Genomic DNA, 17,942 nt, shown 5'->3' on the forward strand with positions numbered 1-17,942 from the left:
CATGACCATGCAGGAAGACGCCCTCGACGGCACCCTCGTCGCCACCAGCCCGGTCACCCGCGCCCGCAAGCCGCTCTCGCGCGGTGCGCTCGTGCGCGCACGTCTGCGCAAGATGCCCCGCTTCTGGGTGGGCGCGAGCGTGCTCGTGTTCATCGTGCTCTGGGCCTTCATCGGACCCCTGCTCTCGCCCTGGGACGCCACCCAGCGCGACTTCCTCAACGTCGGCCTCGGCCCGACGCAGCTGCACTGGTTCGGCACCAACGGCATCGGGCAGGACATCTACGCCCAGACGCTCGTGGGCCTTCAGAAGTCGCTCATCATCGGCGCCCTCGCGGGCGTCGGCGCGACCCTGATCGCCGCGGCGGTGGGCTCGGTCGCCGGCTACCTCGGCGGCAAGATCGACGCCGTCATCGGCTGGATCATCCACCTGCTGCTGGTGGTGCCCTCGTTCTTCATCCTCGTGCTGCTGAGCCCGCTGACGCGTGGCCTGTCGTGGCTGGCGCTGACCTTCTTCCTGGCGGTGTTCAGCTGGATGATCCTCGCCCAGGTGGTGCGCAACCAGACCCGGTCGCTGCGCAACCGCGACTTCGTGCGGGCGGCGCGCTACATGGGCATGCCGACCCGGCAGATCCTCGGCCGCCACATCATCCCCAACATCGCGTCGCTGCTGATCATCGACGCGACCCTCGGCATCGTCGCGGCCATCATGGCCGAGACCTCGCTCAGCTACTTCGGCTTCGGCGTGCAGGCGCCCGACGTCTCGCTCGGCACCCTGCTGTCGGCGGGAACCTCGGCCGCCGTCACCCGCCCGTGGCTGTTCGTGTACCCCGCCGGCGTGCTGATCGTGCTGCTCCTGGCCATCAGCCTCATCGGCGACGCGCTGCGCGACGCCATCGACCCCACTTCGGGAGCGAACCGTGACTGACACCCGTTCCGCCACCCTGCTGTCCTCGACCGGACGCCAGCCGCTGCTGTCGGTCCGCGACCTCAGCGTGACCTTCCCCCAGCGCGAGGGCAACGCCGTCCGCGCCGTCCGCGGCATCTCCTACGACGTGCACGAGGGCGAGTTCCTCGGCATCGTCGGAGAGTCCGGTTCCGGTAAGAGCGTGTCGTCGCTCGCGGTGATGGGACTGCTTCCCTCGAACGCCCGCGTCGAGGGCGACATCGTCTATGACGGCCGGTCGCTGCTCGCGATGAACGACGGGCAACTGTCGAAGATCCGCGGTGCCGAGCTGGCGATGGTCTTCCAAGACCCGCTGTCGGCGCTCACCCCGGTCTACACGGTGGGTGACCAGATCTCCGAGGGCCTGCGACTGCACGACAAGGCGCTGTCGGCCCAGGCCGCGCACGCCCGCTCGGTCGAGCTGCTCAAGCTCGTCGGCATCCCGGATGCCGAGCGTCGGGCCCGCGCGTACCCGCACGAGTTCTCGGGCGGTATGCGCCAGCGCGCGATGATCGCCATGGCCATCGCCAACGACCCGCGCGTCATCATCGCCGACGAGCCCACCACGGCGCTCGACGTGACGATCCAGGCGCAGATCCTCGACGTGCTGCAGAAGGCGCGCGAGGTCACGGGCGCCGCCGTCGTGCTCATCACGCACGACCTCGGTGTCGTGGCCGGTCACGCCGACCGCGTCGCGGTGATGTACGCGGGCAAGCTCGTCGAGCGCGGGTCGGTCGACGAGATCTTCCACGACCCGCACATGCCCTACACGGTGGGCCTGCTGCGCTCGGTGCCCAACATGCAGACCGCCGGCTCGCAACGTCTCGTGCCGTTGGAGGGACGCCCGCCGTCCCTCGCGAACCTGCCGAAGGGGTGCCCCTTCGCGGCGCGCTGTCCGATCGCGATCGACGCCTGCAACGACATCGAGCCCGAGCTCGCGATGCACGGCACCGACCCCGACCACGTCTCCGCCTGCATCCGCGCCGACGAGATCGCCTCCGGCGCCCTCGCCCGCCCTGAGATCTTCCCCCGCCCCGAGGCGCTGGGCGAGATCCCGCCGCTGCGTCCCGACGTGACCCCGGCGGTCGAGGTCACTGATCTGACCAAGCACTTCCCGTTGATGAAGGGCTCGGTCTTCCCGCGCCGCGTCGGCACGGTGCGCGCCGTCGACGGCATCTCGTTCTCGATCCAGCCCGGTCGCACCATGGGCCTGGTGGGGGAGTCGGGGTGCGGAAAGACGACGACGATCCTCGAGATCATGGAGATGGTCGCCCCCCAGAGCGGCAGCATCCGCATCAACGGCACCGACGTGGCCACAGTGAGCCGCAAAGACAAGGCGACGCTGCGCAAGGGCATCCAGATCGTCTTCCAAGACCCGATGGGCGCGATCGACCCGCGCTTGCCGGTGGGCGAGGTCATCACCGAGCCGTTGCTGGTGCAGGGCGTGCCCCGTGCCGAACGCGACCGCAAGATGACCGAGCTGCTCGAGCTCGTCGGCCTCGACCCCAACATGTCGGACCGCTATCCGCACGAGTTCTCGGGCGGTCAGCGTCAGCGCATCGGCATCGCCCGCGCCCTCGCGACCGACCCCGCCGTCGTCGTGCTCGACGAGCCGGTCTCGGCCCTCGACGTCTCGATCCAGGCCGGTGTCATCAACCTGCTCGAAGACCTCAAGGAACGCCTTGGACTGTCGTTCCTCTTCGTCGCGCACGACCTCGCCGTGGTCCGTCAGATCGCCGACGACGTCTCGGTCATGTATCTCGGCCGCATCGTCGAGCAGGGTCCCGTCGACGCGGTGTTCGACGACCCCCGGCATCCGTACACCAAGGCCCTCATCTCGGCCGCGCCCATCCCGGATCCGCGCATCGAGCGCGCGCGCACCCGCATCCTGCTCGACGGCGACCTGCCGAGTCCGACGCAGGAGATCTCCGGATGCCGCTTCCGCACGCGGTGCCCGCTGTACCGCCTGCTGCCCGACGCCGACCGGCGCCGGTGCGACTCCGACGACCCCGGTCTGCGCTCTTCGGCGCGCTCCGAGGTGGCGTGCCACTACGCCGAACGCTCCGACCTCGTCCTCGAGACGGCGTCGGTCGCGTCCCCCCGAACGTCTTCGATCGACGGCACCACGTCGGCGGAGACCCTCCCCGATCACCAACGAGAGGACTGATCACATGAAGATCCGCAAAGCGAAGGGGCTCGGCGCCCTCACGCTGCTGAGCGTCGCCGCCCTGGCGATCGCCGGCTGCGCGCCGGGCAACACGGCAGCTCCGTCCGCCAACCCCGAAGACCAGAACTCGCTGCCCTCGACCGCGTGGGTCCGCGCCGACGCCGGCGACGTGCAGGACGGCGGCACCCTGACGCTGGCCGTCGACTCGATGCCCGTCAACTGGAACAACTTCCAGATCGACGGCAACGAGGCCAACACCAACGACATCATCTCGGCGATGCAGGGTGGCCCCATCAAGATCGACGAGTCGGGCAAGCCGGTCGTCAACGAGGACTACGCCTCGTCGGTCGAGCTGACCAACGAGAGCCCCCAGACGGTCGAGATCAAGCTGAACCCGGATGCCGTGTGGGAGGACGGGACGCCCATCACCGTCGCCGACTACCAGGCGACCTGGAAGGCCAACAACGGCTCGAACCCCGAGTACGTCGTCATCTCCACCACCGGCTGGGACCAGATCGAATCGGTCGAGCAGGGCACGGACGAGTTCGACGTCATCATCACGTTCTCGTCGGTGTACGCCGACTGGCAGGGTCTGCTGGGTCAGATCCTCCCCGCCTCGGCCGCGAGCGACCCGAACACCTTCAACACGGGCTACCTCACCACGGCCCTCCCCTCCTCGGGTCCCTTCCTGCTGGGCTCGTTCGACTCGACGGCCGGCATCGCCACCCTCGAGCGCAACCCCAAGTGGTGGGGCCAGGCGCCCAAGCTCGAGACGATCGTCTACCGCGCGGTGAGCCAGGACCAGCAGGGCACCTCGTTCAGCAACGGTGAGATCGATGCGCTGAACATCAGCGCCAACGCCGACCTCTACCAGACCGCTCAGAACGTGCAGGGCGCAGAGATCCAGGCCTCGAACGGTCTGACCTGGACGCACATCACCATGCGCGCCTCCGACGGTCCGCTGGCCGACGTCAACGTCCGCAAGGCCGTGGCATCCATCGTCAACCGCGAGCAGATCGCCAACACGGCGAACTCGCCCGTCGGCGTCCCCGCCATCACGCAGGGCAGCTACGTGTTCATGCCCGGTCAGGACGGCTACACCGACGAGGCGCTGCCCTACGACACCGACGCCGGTGCCAAGTACCTCGAAGACGCCGGCTACACCAAGGACGGCGACTCCTGGGTCAAGGACGGCACCCCGCTGAAGTTCTCGGTCACCGTCCCCGCCGACACCGCCACGAACATCCAGCGTGCCGAGCAGATCCAGGCCGACCTCAGCGAGTTCGGCATCCCGGTCGACCTCAACACCGTGCCCGTGGGCGGCTACTTCAGCGACTACATCATCCCCGGTGACTTCGAGATGGTGACGTTCTCGTGGCGCGGTACCGCGTACCCGATCTCGTCGAGCGAGTCGCTGTTCTCGCCCGTCGACTCGGCGCAGAACTACACCGGCATCACCGACCCGCAGCTGGCGGACCTGTGGCAGAAGGCCAACACCGACCTCGACCCCGACTCGCGCCTGCAGACGGCCGAGGAGATCGACAAGGTGCTGTGGTCGTACGTGCCGATCATCCCGATCGCGCCGCTGCCCAACGTCTACGCCGTCAAGCAGGGTCTCGTGAACTGGGGCGCCACCCAGTTCGAGACCGTCGACTGGACGATCGTGGGCTTCCAGAACAGCTGACGCACGTCGTGAAAAGGGGGGGCGGGGTCCTGCGGGATCCCGCCCCTTTCGCGCGTCCGGGCCGTTCCTGAACGTCAGCTGCCGGGAGTGTCGGCGCGGGCCGGTAGACTAGAGACGCCCGATTCCGGGCACCACCCCGAATTTTCCTGGAGACCCTCCATGGCGCACGCCCTTCGTCCTGACCTCCGTAACGTCGCGATCGTCGCGCACGTCGACCACGGCAAGACGACTCTCGTCGACGCCATGCTCCGCCAGACCGGCTCGTTCGGCGACCACGCGCACGTCGAAGAGCGCGCGATGGACTCGAACGACCTCGAGCGCGAAAAGGGCATCACGATCCTCGCCAAGAACACGGCGATCACCTACAACGGTGTGCACACCGAGGTTCCGGTCACGATCAACGTGATCGACACCCCCGGCCACGCCGACTTCGGTGGCGAGGTCGAGCGCGGCTTGTCGATGGTCGACGGCGTCGTGCTGCTCGTGGACGCGTCCGAGGGCCCGCTGCCCCAGACGCGCTTCGTGCTGCGCAAGGCCCTCGAGGCCAAGCTCCCCGTCATCCTGCTGGTCAACAAGACCGACCGCCCCGACGCGCGCATCGCCGAGGTCGAAGAAGAGGCGCACGACCTGCTGCTGGGCCTCGCATCCGACCTCGTCGACGACGTGCCCGACCTCGACGTCGACGCCTTGCTCGACGTCCCCGTCGTGTACGCCTCGGGCCGCGCCGGCGCCGCGTCGCTCAACCGCCCCGACAACGGCTCGCTGCCCGACAACGAAGACCTCGAGCCGCTCTTCGGTGCGATCCTCGAGCACGTTCCGGCTCCCGCCTACGACGACGAGGCCCCGCTGCAGGCCTGGGTCACCAACCTCGACTCCTCGCCGTTCCTCGGTCGCCTCGCGCTGCTGCGCGTGTTCAACGGCACGCTGAAGAAGGGTCAGACCGTGGCCTGGGTGCGCGCCGACGGCACCACCAGCAACGCCCGCATCACCGAGCTGCTCAAGACCCGCGCCCTCGAGCGCTACCCCGCCGAAGACGCCGGCCCCGGCGACATCGTCGCCATCGCCGGTTTCCCCGACATCACCATCGGCGAGACCATCGCCGACCCCGACGACGTGCGCCCGCTCAAGGCGATCACCGTCGACGACCCGGCCATCTCGATGACCATCGGCACCAACACCTCGCCCCTCATGGGCAAGGTCAAGGGTCACAAGCTCACCGCCCGCATGGTGAAGGACCGCCTCGACCGCGAGCTCATCGGTAACGTCTCGCTCAAGGTCGTCGACATCGGACGCCCCGACGCGTGGGAGGTCCAGGGCCGCGGCGAGCTCGCGCTGGCCATCCTCGTCGAGAACATGCGTCGCGAGGGCTTCGAGCTCACCGTCGGCAAGCCCCAGGTGGTCACCAAGCGCGGCGAAGACGGCAAGCTCAAGGAGCCCTTCGAGCACCTCACCATCGACGCTCCCGAAGAGCACCTCGGTGCGATCACGCAGCTGATGGCCGCCCGCAAGGGCCGCATGGACAACATGACGAACCACGGCACCGGCTGGGTGCGCATGGAGTTCGTCGTGCCCTCGCGCGGTCTCATCGGCTTCCGCAGCGAGTTCCTCACCATCACGCGCGGCACCGGCATCGCGAACGCGATCTCGCACGGCTACGACGACTGGGCCGGCTCGATCACGACCCGTCAGAACGGCTCGATCGTGGCTGACCGCATGGGTGTCGTCACCCCCTTCGCCATGATCGCCCTGCAGGAGCGCATGAGCTTCTTCGTGCAGCCCACCGAAGAGGTCTACGAGGGCATGGTCATCGGCGAGAACTCGCGCGCCGACGACATGGACGTCAACATCACCAAGGAGAAGAAGCTCACGAACATGCGTTCGTCGACCTCCGACTCCTTCGAGTCGATGACGCCCCCGCGCATCCTCACGCTCGAGGAGTCGCTGGAGTTCGCCCGCGACGACGAATGCGTCGAGGTCACGCCCGAGAAGGTGCGCATCCGCAAGGTCGAGCTCGACGCCACCGCGCGCGGTCGCTCCGCCTCGCGTCTGAAGCGTCAGGACGCCAACGCGTAAGCATCCCCGTCCCGAACGGCCCCGCCCAGCCTCGTGCTCGGCGGGGCCGTTCGCGTTTCGGGCGGGGGTGCCGGGTTGCCCGGCGCAGGTGGCTGAGCCTGTCGAAGCCGCCGGTCTCGCGGCTCAGGTGGCTGAGCTTGTCGAAGCCTCCGGTCCCGGCGCAGGTGGCTGAGCTTGTCGAAGCCTCCGGTCGCGCGGCGTAGGTGGCTGAGCTTGTCGAAGCCTCCGGTCCCGGCGCAGGTGGCTGAACGTGACGCAGCCCCCGGTCCCTTCGACGGGCTCAGGGACCTCCGCCGGTCGCGCGACGCGACCTCACCCCTGGGCGGCGGGGGCCGGCGCGCGCATCACCTTCGCGAGCGCCTTGCCCTTCGCCAGTTCGTCGACCACCTTGTCGAGCAGGCGGATGCGGTACATCAGCGGGTCGTCGATCTGCTCGACCCGCACTCCGCACACCACGCCGGTGATCTCGGACGCCTGCGGAGTGAGGCGCGCGTCGTCGAAGAACTCGCGGAAGGTTGTCGTCCCCCGGGCATGACGGGCGAGCTCCGCCTCGTCGAACCCGGTCAGCCAGCGGATCACGGTGTCGAGCTCGTCGACGGTGCGCCCCTTGCGCTCGACCTTCGCGACGTACAGCGGGTAGACCGACGAGAACGGCATGTCGAAGATCCGGGACATGCCTGCACGATAGCTTCGCCGCCCGCCGCTGTCGACGCGGGCTTCGCTCGACGGCGGCGGATTCGAGACCTCTCGCGCGTCCAGAACACTCCGCTGGCCGCTGACCCCAGACGGGCGCGGCGTGTTCTGGACACTCAACGAGGGGGCGGGGCGTCAGCGCGACTCGACCACGCACACCGCGCTCATACCGGGCGTGAGCGCTTCGAACACATGCGGGGCGTCGCCCGGGTACGACAGGTAATCGCCCGGCGAGAGCTCGAAGGGGTCGTCGGCCGGGCCGACCATTCCGCGCCCCGATACCATGACCAGGTGCTCGATCGTGCCGCGCGGGTGCGGGTCGGACCGTCGCGGCGTGCCGGGCTCGGCCGACAGCAGGTAGATGTCGCGGCGGGCGTGCGGCGGGCTCGCCGACAGCAGCACGGCGATGTAGTCGGATGCCGACGAGGCCACGGCCGTTCCGGCTTCGCCCGCGCGGATCAGGGTGGGGGAGTGCACTCCCTCGTCGACGAAGTCGGCGAACGGGATCTCGAGGGTCGACGCGAGAGCCCACAGCGTCTCGACGCTGGGATTGCCGCCGCCGTTCTCCAGCTGCGACACGGTCGCCTTCGCCACGCCGGCGCGCCGCGCGAGCTCGCTGACGCTGAGGTCGCGCCTCTCGCGCTCGCGCCGGAGGGTGGTCGCGATGCGGTCGCCGAGCTCGGTCATGCGTTCATTATGCTCACCGATTGTTCGACTTGACGAACGACGGTCCGATCGTTCACGATGATGTCCATGCGTTCGATTCACCGAACACCCGAGGGGGTGGCCGCCCGACAGGGGCTCGCCGTGGCCCTCGCCACGAGTGCCTACGGTGTCTCGTTCGGCGCCGTGTCGGTGGCATCCGGACTCGACGTGTGGCAGACGTGCGTGCTCAGCCTGCTGATGTTCACCGGCGGCTCGCAGTTCGCGTTCGTCGGGGTGATCGCGGCGGGAGGACTCGCAGCCGCCCCCGCAGCCATCGCGTCGTCGGTGCTGCTCGGTGTGCGAAACGCCGCGTACGCGATGCGCATGGCGCCGGTCGTCGGTGGGGGAGGGTGGCGCAAGGCCGCCGCGACGCAGTTCACGATCGACGAGTCGACGGCGGTCGCCCTCGCCCAGACCGAGCCGCGTGCGCGTCGGACCGGATTCTGGGTCACCGGCGTCGCGATCTGGATCGGCTGGAACCTCTCGACCCTGCTCGGCGCGCTGCTGGGCGACGTCTTGGGTGACCCGCGCACCTACGGCCTCGACGCCGCAGCCGCCGCGGCCTTCCTCGCCCTGCTCTGGCCGCGTCTGCGCGGACGACAGCCCCTCGCCGTCGCTGCGGGTGCCGCCGCCGTGGCGGCGCTGCTCACCCCGTGGCTCATGCCCGGCATCCCGGTCATTGCCGCGGCCGGCGTCGCGATCGCGGTCGGACTGTTCGACCGGCGCCCCGCAGCGGCGCCGTCAGAGGGGCGGATGCCATGACCCTGTGGACGGCCGTGCTCTTGGCATCCGTCATCTGCGCCGCCCTCAAGGCCACCGGCTATCTGCTGCCCGCGCACTGGCTCGACAAGCCCCGCCCCGCCCGCATCGCCGACCTGCTGACCGTCGCGCTGCTCTCGGCCCTCGTCGTGGTGCAGGCCCTGGGTGCAGGTCAGGCGATCGTCGTCGACGCGCGGGTGCCCGCGGTCGGCGTCGCCGCCCTGCTGCTGTGGCTGCGCGCCCCATTCCTCGTCGTGGTGGTGGGCGCGGCGGTGACGGCCGCGCTGCTGCGCCTGTGGGGCTGGGCGTCCTGAGCCTCGGGTGGCGCATAGCCCGCGCTCCTAGACTGACCCGATGGGTTCCACTGTGCTTCGGATCGTCGGCTGGGCGGTCGCTCTCCTCGTCGGCGCCTTCTACGGAGCGGCCGGAACCGTCGGGCAGGCGTTCATGCTCGGCCCTGTGCCGGTCGGCCTGGTACTCGCGACGATCGGCAGCGCCGCGCTGCTGATCGCTCTGCGCACGCTCACCGGCGACCGCGTCAACGCGCTGTTCGGAGGCCTGGGCATCACGGCGGCGACCTTCCTGTTCTCGCAGGTGGGGCCTGGCGGCTCCGCGATCGTCGCCGCACCGACCCCGGGCACCGAGTGGGTTCCGCTGCTGTGGACGATCGTCGGCCCCGCGCTGATGGCGCTGGTGGCGTTCTGGCCCGACCTGTCGCACCTGCGTGCGCCGGCGGCCTCCGCCCAGTCCTGAAGGCGGGCGCGCGTGGGTCCGGTCCCTTCGACAGGCTCAGGCACCTGGGCGGCGGATCATAGGTCAGCGGCTCGGCGGCGAGGCCGGGTGCCCGGTCGCGATTAGACTGAGCGGGTGACTTACGTGATCGCCCTCCCGTGTGTCGATGTCAAAGACCGCGCCTGCATCGATGAGTGTCCTGTCGACTGCATCTACGAGGGTGAACGATCGCTCTACATTCACCCCGACGAGTGCGTCGACTGCGGTGCGTGCGAGCCGGTCTGCCCCGTCGAGGCCATCTACTACGAAGACGACCTTCCCGAAGAGTGGTCCGACTACTACAAGGCCAACGTCGAGTTCTTCGACGACATCGGCTCGCCCGGTGGCGCCGCCAAGGTCGGCGTGATCGCCAAGGACCACCCGGTCATCACCGCGCTGCCCCCGCAGGCGCACTGACCCGTGGGCGTCGCCGACCTCGCCGACTACCCGTGGGACGCGGTCGCCCCCTACGCGGAGCGCGCCCGACGCCACCCTGACGGCATCGTCGACCTGTCGATCGGATCGCCCGTCGATCCCACGCCGCAGGTCATCGCTGAGGCTCTGGCCGACGCGACCGATGCGCACGCCTACCCGCAGACCTCGGGCACCCCGGCTCTGCGCGAGGCCATCGCCGAGTGGTACGAGCGCCGTCGCGGGGTTCCCGGCCTGAGCGCGGCGAACGTGCTGCCGACCGTCGGCTCGAAAGAGCTGGTCGCCCTGCTGCCGCTGCTGCTCGGCCTCGGCCCGGGCGATACCGTCGTGCACCCGCGCGCCGCGTACCCGACCTACGAGGTCGGCGCGCGTCTCGTCGGCGCCGAGCCCGTGGCATCCGACGACCCCTCCTCATGGCCTGCGAACGCTCGGCTGATCTGGATCAACTCCCCGGGCAACCCCGACGGACGCGTGCTCTCGACGGACGAGTTGGCGGATGCCGTGGCGCGAGCCCGCGAAATCGGTGCGGTCCTGGCATCTGACGAGTGCTACGCGGAGCTCGGGTGGGACGCCCCGTGGGATCAGCAGCCCGTACCGAGCGTGCTGGATCCTGCCGTCGTCGGCGACGACCTCACCGGCGTGCTGTCGGTGTACTCGCTCAGCAAACAGTCGAACCTCGCCGGGTACCGCGCAGCCTTCCTGGCCGGCGACCCCGCGCTTGTCGCGCGCCTGCTGACCGGGCGCAAGCACCTCGGCCTCATGCCTCCCGCCCCCGTGCAGCGAGCGATGACCGTCGCGCTCGGCGACGACGAGCACGTGGCCGCGCAGCGCGAGCGCTACGCCCGCCGTCGTGCGGTGCTCAAGCCCGCGATCGAGGCCGCCGGCTTCACGATCGACCGCAGCGAGGGCGGCCTGTACCTCTGGGCGACCGAGGGGCGCGACGCCTGGGAGAGCCTCGACCGGCTAGCCGATCTCGGCATCCTCGTGGGGCCGGGGCACTTCTACGGCACGCACTTCCCGCAGCACGTGCGCTTCTCGCTCACCGCGACCGACGAGCGCATCGCGGCCGCGGCGGAGCGCCTCGCGCGCTGAGCGTCCGGCGTCCTGAGCGCCTCGCCCGCTGAGCGCCTCCCGGGCGGGGTCGGCGCGCGCGACACACGCGTGCGGCGAGGGGTCCGCCTCGGTCATTCGGGCCGCTGATCAGGAGGATCCCTCCATTCGATGGGGTCATCCTTTGGCGGTGTCATCTGTACGCCCCCGGGCCTACTAGGCTGTAAAAGCACTGTGTGGGGGCCATCTCTCGCACGCCGTGCCGACCCGGATGCCATACCCGTGGCATCCACCGGTCGAGAAGACCGCGGGTGCCCCCGCTCCCGCGATCTAACCCAAGGGCGACCAGAAATCGCAAGGAGGCGCGGTGAGCGACGCGGGCACGCAGCAGGACAAGGCCACTCTGACGGTAGGGGGCTCCACCGCCGAATTCCCGGTCCTGCGAGGCACCGACGGCGTCCCGAGCATCGACATCGCGTCGCTGACCAAGCAGACCGGGCACACCACGCTCGACTACGGCTTCGTCAACACGGCGTCGACCAAGTCGGACATCACCTACATCGACGGCGACCAGGGCATCCTCCGCTACCGCGGGTACCCCATCGAGCAGCTGGCGAAGAACAGCACCTACCTCGAGGTCGCGTGGCTGCTCATCTACGGCGAGCTCCCCTCGGCATCCGAGCTGGCGTCGTTCGACGAGCGCATCCGCCGTCACACCCTGCTGCACGAAGACCTCAAGAGCCTCTTCTCGGCACTGCCGCCGACGGCTCACCCCATGTCAGTGCTGTCGGCTGCGACCGCCGCCCTCTCGACGTATTACGAGTCGGAGTCCGACCCGCACAACCCCGAGCACGTCGAGCTCAACACCGTGCGCATGCTCGCCAAGCTCCCCGTGATCGCCGCGTACGCGCACAAGAAGAGCATCGGGCAGGCATTCCTCTACCCCGACAACTCGCTGTCGTTCGTCGACAACTTCCTCAAGCTCAACTTCGGGGTGCTGAGCGAGGGCTACCAGGTCAACCCGGTCATGACGAAGGCGCTCGACCTGCTGCTCATGCTTCATGCCGATCACGAGCAGAACGCCTCGACCTCGACCGTGCGTCTGGTCGGCTCGACCGGCGCCAATCAGTTCGCGTCCATCTCGGCCGGCATCCAGGCCCTCTCGGGCCCGCTGCACGGTGGAGCGAACGAGGCCGTGCTGCAGATGCTCGGCCGCATCCGCGACTCCGGCGAGAGCGTCGAGCGCTTCGTCGAGCGGGTGAAGAACAAAGAAGAGGGCGTCAAGCTCATGGGCTTCGGCCACCGGGTCTACAAGAACTACGACCCGCGCGCCAAGCTCGTCAAAGAGGCGGCCGACGAGGTGCTCGAGGCCCTCGGCGTCAGCGACCCGCTTCTCGACCTCGCCAAAGAGCTCGAGCAGATCGCCCTCGAGGACGACTACTTCAAGGAGCGTCGCCTGTACCCGAACGTCGACTTTTACACCGGCGTGATCTACAAGGCGATGGGCTTCCCCACGCGCATGTTCACCGTGCTGTTCGCCATCGGGCGTCTGCCCGGCTGGCTCGCGCAGTGGCGCGAGGCCATCACCGACCCGCAGACGAAGATCGGCCGCCCGCAGCAGCTGTACACGGGTGCCGCCGAGCGCAACTACCCCGGCGTCTGATCCGGCCAGAAACGCCCCGTCCCTCTCGCGAGGGGCGGGGCGTTTCGCCGTGTGCGGCGGGTGTGTGTCCCACTTCGTGCTGTCTGGGGCGCCGCCAGGTAGCCGATTGTGGGACATGGTCTGCGCACACGGGGACATGGTCGGTGAGGGCGGTTTGACCTGTACCCATGTCCCACTTCGTGCTGTCTGGGGCGCCGCCAGGTAGCCGATTCTGGGACATGGTCTGCGCAGATGGGGACATGGGGAGCGCCGGAGAGGCCGGATGCCAGGCGCCGATGCCGACGCCGATGACGCGACCAGTAGGGTCGGGGCATGCCGCGTCTGTTGGTCCGTCGTCCGTCGCCCCGCCTCGCCGAGGGCGAGCTCACCCACCTCGACCGCGTGCCGGTCGATGCCGATCTCGCGCTGAAGCAGTGGCGGGCATATGTCGATGTCTTCCGCACCCGCGGGTGGGAGATCGTCGAGATCGACCCGGCCGACGACCAGCCCGATGGGGTGTTCGTCGAGGATGCCGTGGTGATGTTCGGCGACCTCGCCGTGCTGTGCCGGGCCGGCGCGGCCTCGCGGCGGGGCGAGGCGGAGAGCGTGCGCGCCGGGGTCACGGCATCCGGAATCGCCCTCGAAGAGATCGCGGAGCCCGGAACCCTCGACGGGGGCGATGTGCTCAAGGTCGGCCGGACCGTCTACGTGGGCGCGTCGTTGCGGACGAACGCCGAGGGCATCACTCAGCTGCGGGCTCTGCTCGAGCCGCGGGGGTGGGAGGTGCGCGAGATCCCTGTCACCAAAGTGCTGCACCTGAAGTCGGGGGTGACGGCGCTTCCCGACGGCACGGTCGTGGGTTTCGAGCCGCTGGTCGACGATCCGTCGCTGTTCCCGGTCTTCGCGGGCGTCCCCGAAGAGCACGGCACGGCTGTCGTGGTGCTCGACGACGACACGGTGCTGATGTCGTCGGACGCCCCGGCGACGGCCGAGGAGCACCGGTTCCGCGGCCTCGACGTGGTGACCGTCGACGTGAGCGAGTTCGAGAAGCTCGAAGGGTGCGCGACCTGCCTGTCGGTGCGGGTGCGCGACTGAGATGGAGGCCGACGAGGTCGAGGGCGGTCCCGGGTGGGTGATCGGGGCGGACCTGCGTCCGCGCATCACGGATGCCGAGGCCTTCCGACGCGGCATGACCGGTGACCCCCTGGCCGATGTCGTCGAAGCGCTGTGGAGTGGCGACCCCGGACGAGCGCTCCGACTGCTGGGCCCGATGACCACGCTGCGGGCCCGCGCCCTGCGTGCTGACTGCCGCTCCGCGCTCGGCGAGATCGCCGCCGCGCGGGCCGAGTACGACGAGCTGGTGCGCGAGACGGAGGGCACGAGTCGTGAGGCCGTGATGCGTCAACACCGCGGCAAGGTGCTGCTCGCCGCGGGGGAGACCGAGGCGGCGATCGACGACTTCGCCCGCGCGCTCGATCTGCGGCGCGACGGCGACCCTGCCCTGCGCGCATCGTCGGAGCAGGCGCTGCGCGCGGCTCGGCGGCGCCTTGACGAGGGGTGAATCGAGCGGCGTGTGTGGTCGCCCACGCCACGCATGAACGCGATCCGCGCGCATGAACGCGTGCAGATCGCGTTTATGCGCGCGAGAAGCGTTTATGCGTGCGGGAGGGGCGGGGCCTTCGCAGCGCGGACCGGATGCCCGCCCCGCCTCAGGCGTGCAGCGCCTCATTCAGCGTCACGCCGACGCCGGCGCGGGCCGAGGCCTCGACGGCGCCGGTGAGGGAGTTGCGGCGGAACAGGATGCCGTCGCGGCCCGACAGCTCGCCCGCCTTGACCGTTTCGTCGCCGACGCGCACCTTCGTACCCGCGGTGACGTAGAGGCCGGCCTCGACGACGCAGTCGTCGCCGAGCGAGATGCCGATGCCGGCGTTCGCGCCGAGCAGGGTGCGGGCTCCGATCGAGACACGGTGTGTGCCGCCGCCCGAGAGGGTGCCCATGATCGAGGCGCCGCCGCCGATGTCGGTGCCGTCGCCGATCACGACGCCCTGCGACACACGACCCTCGATCATCGAGGAGCCGAGGGTGCCGGCGTTGAAGTTGACGAAGCCCTCGTGCATGACGGTCGTGCCGGGGGAGAGGTGCGCGCCCAGGCGCACGCGCGAGGCGTCGGCGATGCGCACGCCCGCGGGCAGGACGTAGTCGGTCAGGCGAGGGAACTTGTCGAGACCCTGCAGCTGGATGCCGTGACGCTTCAGCTGCGGCAGCAGGCGCGCCGCGTCGTCGGGGTGCACGGGGCCGGCGTTGGTCCATGCGACGTTGGGGAGGTGGCCGAAGATGCCGTCGAGGTTGATCTCGTTGGGTCGCACGAGTAGGTGCGACAGCGCGTGCAGGCGCAGGTAGGCGTCGACGGTCGAGGTGGGCGCGGCATCCGCGTCGATCTCGAGCGTGACGGTTTCGACCACGACGCCGCGACGCTCGTCCGGACCGGCCGACGACTCCAGCGCCGCAGCCTCGGCGGCGAGGTCGTCCGCAGCGCCCAGGCGGGGGCTCGGGAACCAGGCGTCGAGCACCGTTCCGGCGGTGGCCCGCGTCGAGAGTCCGGCAGCACTGATGCGTCGTTCGTTGCTCACGGCTCCAGGCTACCGGCGGCATCGCGTGTGAAAGGATCGGGGCATGGCCGCGCTCGATCTGACCTCCTCCTCCGTCGCCCTCACGCGGGCCATCTGCGACGTCCACAGCGAGTCGGGCGACGAGACGACCCTGGCCGACGCGATCGAGGCCGCGGTGTCGGCCTACCCCCACCTCGAGGTCATCCGCGACGGCGACACGATCGTCGCGCGCACGAACCTCGGGCGCGAGCGCCGCGTCGTGATCGCCGGGCACATCGACACCGTTCCGATCAACGCCAACCTGCCCGTGCAAGACCGCGAGATCGACGGCGAGGCGTTTCTCTGGGGCCGCGGCACCGTCGACATGAAGGCCGGTGTGGCCGTGCAGCTCAAGCTCGCGGCCGAACTCTCGGCACCCCCGGTCGACATCACCTGGATGTGGTACGACCACGAAGAGGTCGACTCCTCGCTCAACGGCCTCGGTCGCCTCTCGCGCAACCGCCCCGACCTCTTCGCCGGCGACTTCGCGATCCTCGGAGAGCCGAGCAACGGCGAGGTCGAGGGCGGCTGCAACGGCACTCTGCGCGCGCTCGTGCGCACCGACGGGGTGCGCGCGCACAGCGCCCGTTCGTGGATCGGCGAGAACGCCATCCACAAGGCGGCGCCCATCCTCGCCCGCCTGGCCGAGTACCGTGCGCGCGAGATCGAGGTCGAGGGCCTGGTCTACCGCGAGGGACTCAATGCCGTGCGCATCTCGGGCGGGGTCGCCGGCAACGTCATCCCCGACGCCTGCGAGGTCGAGGTCAACTACCGGTTCGCGCCCAGCCGCGATGCCGCGGGTGCCGAACGGGTCGTGCGCGACGTGTTCACCGGCTTCGAGGTCGAGATCGTCGACGTGGCCGAGGGCGCGCGCCCGGGGCTCGACGCGGCTCTGGCGAAGGAGTTCGTGGATGCCGTGGGCGCCACGCCCAAACCGAAATACGGCTGGACGGACGTGGCCCGGTTCTCGGCTCTCGGCATCCCCGCCGTCAACTACGGCCCCGGCGACCCGCACCTCGCCCACCACGACGAGGAGCGCGTTCCGCTCGCCCAGATCGACGCCGTCGAGAGCGGCCTCCGCGCCTGGCTGAGCGGGTCGTGACCGCCGAGGCCACGGCATCCGCTCCCGTCCGTCGATGGGAGCGCCTGCCCGTGGCGGCGCGCATCGCGATCGTCTACGTCGCCGCGCGGCTGGTGACCACCGGCTTCTTCCTGCTCGCCTCGGCGCTGTCGGGTCCGGGCTCGCGGTACGGCGTGGCGCCTTCTCTCGGTGAGCTCTCGCTCGGCTGGGACGCGCAGTGGTACTGGCTGGCCGCGGTGTCGGGATATCCGGCCGACCTGCCGATCACCACGACCGGCCACGTCGCCGAGAACGCCTGGGCGTTCATGCCGCTGTACGCCTACTTCGCGGCGGGCCTCGGAACCCTGCTCGGGTCGTGGGGCGCGGGCGCCGTCGCCATCTCGCTCGCCTCGGGTTACGGCGCGTGCGTCATGCTGCACGCGCTGCTGCGCGATCGCATCGGCGGGTCGGCCGCGATGTGGGCGGTGGTGTTCTTCGCGAGCGGGCCGCTGGCGGCGATGTTCCAGGTGGGCTACGCCGAGGCGCTGTTCCTCTTCCTGCTCTTCGCAGCGCTGTGGTGCGTCCAACGGCGTCGCTGGGGCTGGCTGTACGTGCTCGTTCCCGCGATGGGGTTCACCCGCCCCGGCATCCTCGCGTTCGCGCTGTTCCTCGGGCTCTACGGCATCCACCGCTTCCTCCGCCGCCGTACCGATGCCCTGCCGACGCGCGAGATCGGGCACATCGTGGCGCTCGGCGCCGTCTCGACGGTCGTCGGTTTCGCGTGGCAGACGATCGCGGCGGTCGTCACCGGACAGCCGGGGGCGTACCTCTCGACCGAGCTGGCCTGGCGACGCAACTGGATCCCCGGCGACGGCGGCACCTTCGTCCCCGTCGAGGGCTGGGTGCAGGGTGCTGGCTTCTGGTTCACGCAGTGGGGTCTCGGTCCCGTGGCGGGATACGTCTTCCTTGCGCTGCTGGTGATCGCGGTCGTGCTCGCGCTCGTCACGCTGCCGCAGGTGAAGGCCCTCGGCATCGAGGTGCGGCTCTGGTCGGCGAGCTATCTCGTCTACCTCCTGCTGGTGTTCTTCCCGCAATCCAGCATCTTCCGGCTGCTGCTGCCGGTGTCTCCGCTGGTGGGAGCCCTTGCCGTTCCGCGCTCGCGTGCGTGGCGTGCGGGCGTGCTCGCGGCGGCGCTGCTGGGGCAGTGGTGGTGGATCTACAACATGTACGCACTGGGCAACACGTATTGGCAGATCCCCTGACGCGCATCGCCCTGTGCGTTACCCGATAAACTGAGTGCAAGACCAACGAGGAA

Annotated in this window: 17 protein-coding genes; 14 read left to right on the forward strand and 3 right to left on the reverse strand. The window is 69.8% G+C overall.

The window, feature by feature from the left end; genetic code table 11:
• Position 1: 1 nt before the first annotated feature.
• The 4 genes from M3667_RS15995 to typA all read left to right on the forward strand — a co-directional run bounded on the left by M3667_RS15995 (position 2) and on the right by typA (position 6,867).
• Positions 2–925, forward strand: a complete 924-nt coding sequence (locus M3667_RS15995) for an ABC transporter permease (protein ID WP_144835177.1) — start codon at positions 2–4, stop codon at positions 923–925.
• On the forward strand, positions 918–3,110 hold the full coding sequence (locus M3667_RS16000) for an ABC transporter ATP-binding protein (protein WP_251509495.1): 2,193 nt from the start codon (positions 918–920) through the stop codon (positions 3,108–3,110). Before M3667_RS15995 ends, M3667_RS16000 begins: the two co-directional genes overlap by 8 nt.
• A gap of 4 nt (positions 3,111–3,114) precedes the next feature.
• Positions 3,115–4,794: an ABC transporter family substrate-binding protein gene (locus M3667_RS16005; protein WP_251509497.1), complete on the forward strand. Its 1,680-nt coding sequence runs from the start codon at positions 3,115–3,117 to the stop codon at positions 4,792–4,794.
• 159 nt (positions 4,795–4,953) lie between these two features.
• Complete coding sequence (typA, locus tag M3667_RS16010) at positions 4,954–6,867, forward strand: translational GTPase TypA (RefSeq protein WP_144835173.1); 1,914 nt, start codon at positions 4,954–4,956, stop codon at positions 6,865–6,867.
• 312 nt (positions 6,868–7,179) lie between these two features.
• Here typA and M3667_RS16015 read toward each other — a convergent pair whose 3' ends face one another.
• Together M3667_RS16015 and M3667_RS16020 are read right to left on the reverse strand one after the other, a co-directional pair.
• Complete coding sequence (locus M3667_RS16015) at positions 7,180–7,542, reverse strand: DUF2200 domain-containing protein (protein ID WP_251509499.1); 363 nt, start codon at positions 7,540–7,542, stop codon at positions 7,180–7,182.
• Positions 7,543–7,695: 153 nt separating this feature from the next.
• A complete protein-coding gene (locus tag M3667_RS16020) occupies positions 7,696–8,247 on the reverse strand; it encodes a helix-turn-helix domain-containing protein (protein WP_251509502.1) in 552 nt (183 codons plus the stop codon).
• Between the two features lie 66 nt (positions 8,248–8,313).
• Here M3667_RS16020 and M3667_RS16025 point away from each other — a divergent pair, with 66 nt between their 5' ends.
• The 8 genes from M3667_RS16025 (at position 8,314) to M3667_RS16060 (ending at position 14,480) form a co-directional block, all read left to right on the forward strand.
• Positions 8,314–9,027, forward strand: coding sequence for an AzlC family ABC transporter permease (locus tag M3667_RS16025; RefSeq protein ID WP_251509503.1), 714 nt, complete (start codon positions 8,314–8,316; stop codon positions 9,025–9,027).
• A complete protein-coding gene (locus M3667_RS16030) occupies positions 9,024–9,338 on the forward strand; it encodes an AzlD domain-containing protein (RefSeq protein WP_251509505.1) in 315 nt (104 codons plus the stop codon). The genes M3667_RS16025 and M3667_RS16030 overlap by 4 nt, the downstream gene beginning before the upstream one ends.
• Before the next feature lie 40 nt (positions 9,339–9,378).
• Entirely contained in the window at positions 9,379–9,777 is a 399-nt protein-coding gene (locus M3667_RS16035) for a histidinol dehydrogenase (RefSeq protein ID WP_144835164.1), read from the forward strand.
• 114 nt (positions 9,778–9,891) lie between these two features.
• A complete protein-coding gene (fdxA, locus tag M3667_RS16040; protein ID WP_055836218.1) occupies positions 9,892–10,212 on the forward strand; it encodes a ferredoxin in 321 nt (106 codons plus the stop codon).
• A gap of 3 nt (positions 10,213–10,215) precedes the next feature.
• Entirely contained in the window at positions 10,216–11,319 is a 1,104-nt protein-coding gene (gene dapC / locus M3667_RS16045) for a succinyldiaminopimelate transaminase (protein ID WP_251509507.1), read from the forward strand.
• 325 nt (positions 11,320–11,644) lie between these two features.
• Positions 11,645–12,940 carry a citrate synthase gene (locus tag M3667_RS16050; RefSeq protein WP_251509510.1) on the forward strand — a complete coding sequence of 432 codons (1,296 nt, stop codon included), beginning with the start codon at positions 11,645–11,647 and terminating at the stop codon, positions 12,938–12,940.
• A 312-nt stretch (positions 12,941–13,252) separates the two neighbouring features.
• Entirely contained in the window at positions 13,253–14,014 is a 762-nt protein-coding gene (ddaH, locus tag M3667_RS16055; RefSeq protein WP_251509512.1) for a dimethylargininase, read from the forward strand.
• A 1-nt stretch (position 14,015) separates the two neighbouring features.
• On the forward strand, positions 14,016–14,480 hold the full coding sequence (locus M3667_RS16060) for a hypothetical protein (protein WP_251509514.1): 465 nt from the start codon (positions 14,016–14,018) through the stop codon (positions 14,478–14,480).
• Between the two features lie 148 nt (positions 14,481–14,628).
• On the opposite strand, the gene dapD is transcribed toward M3667_RS16060, so the two are convergent.
• On the reverse strand, positions 14,629–15,549 hold the full coding sequence (gene dapD, locus M3667_RS16065; RefSeq protein WP_251509516.1) for a 2,3,4,5-tetrahydropyridine-2,6-dicarboxylate N-succinyltransferase: 921 nt from the start codon (positions 15,547–15,549) through the stop codon (positions 14,629–14,631).
• Between the two features lie 43 nt (positions 15,550–15,592).
• On the opposite strand from dapD, the gene dapE reads away from it, so the two are divergent.
• Together dapE and M3667_RS16075 are read left to right on the forward strand one after the other, a co-directional pair.
• Positions 15,593–16,669 (forward strand): succinyl-diaminopimelate desuccinylase, encoded by a 1,077-nt coding sequence (gene dapE, locus M3667_RS16070; protein WP_251509518.1) that lies wholly within the window; start codon positions 15,593–15,595, stop codon positions 16,667–16,669.
• Entirely contained in the window at positions 16,666–17,889 is a 1,224-nt protein-coding gene (locus M3667_RS16075) for a hypothetical protein (protein WP_251509519.1), read from the forward strand. Before dapE ends, M3667_RS16075 begins: the two co-directional genes overlap by 4 nt.
• Positions 17,890–17,942: the final 53 nt, after the last annotated feature.

Source organism: Microbacterium sp. P26, from assembly GCF_023712585.1.
Lineage (GTDB): Bacteria > Actinomycetota > Actinomycetes > Actinomycetales > Microbacteriaceae > Microbacterium > Microbacterium algihabitans_A.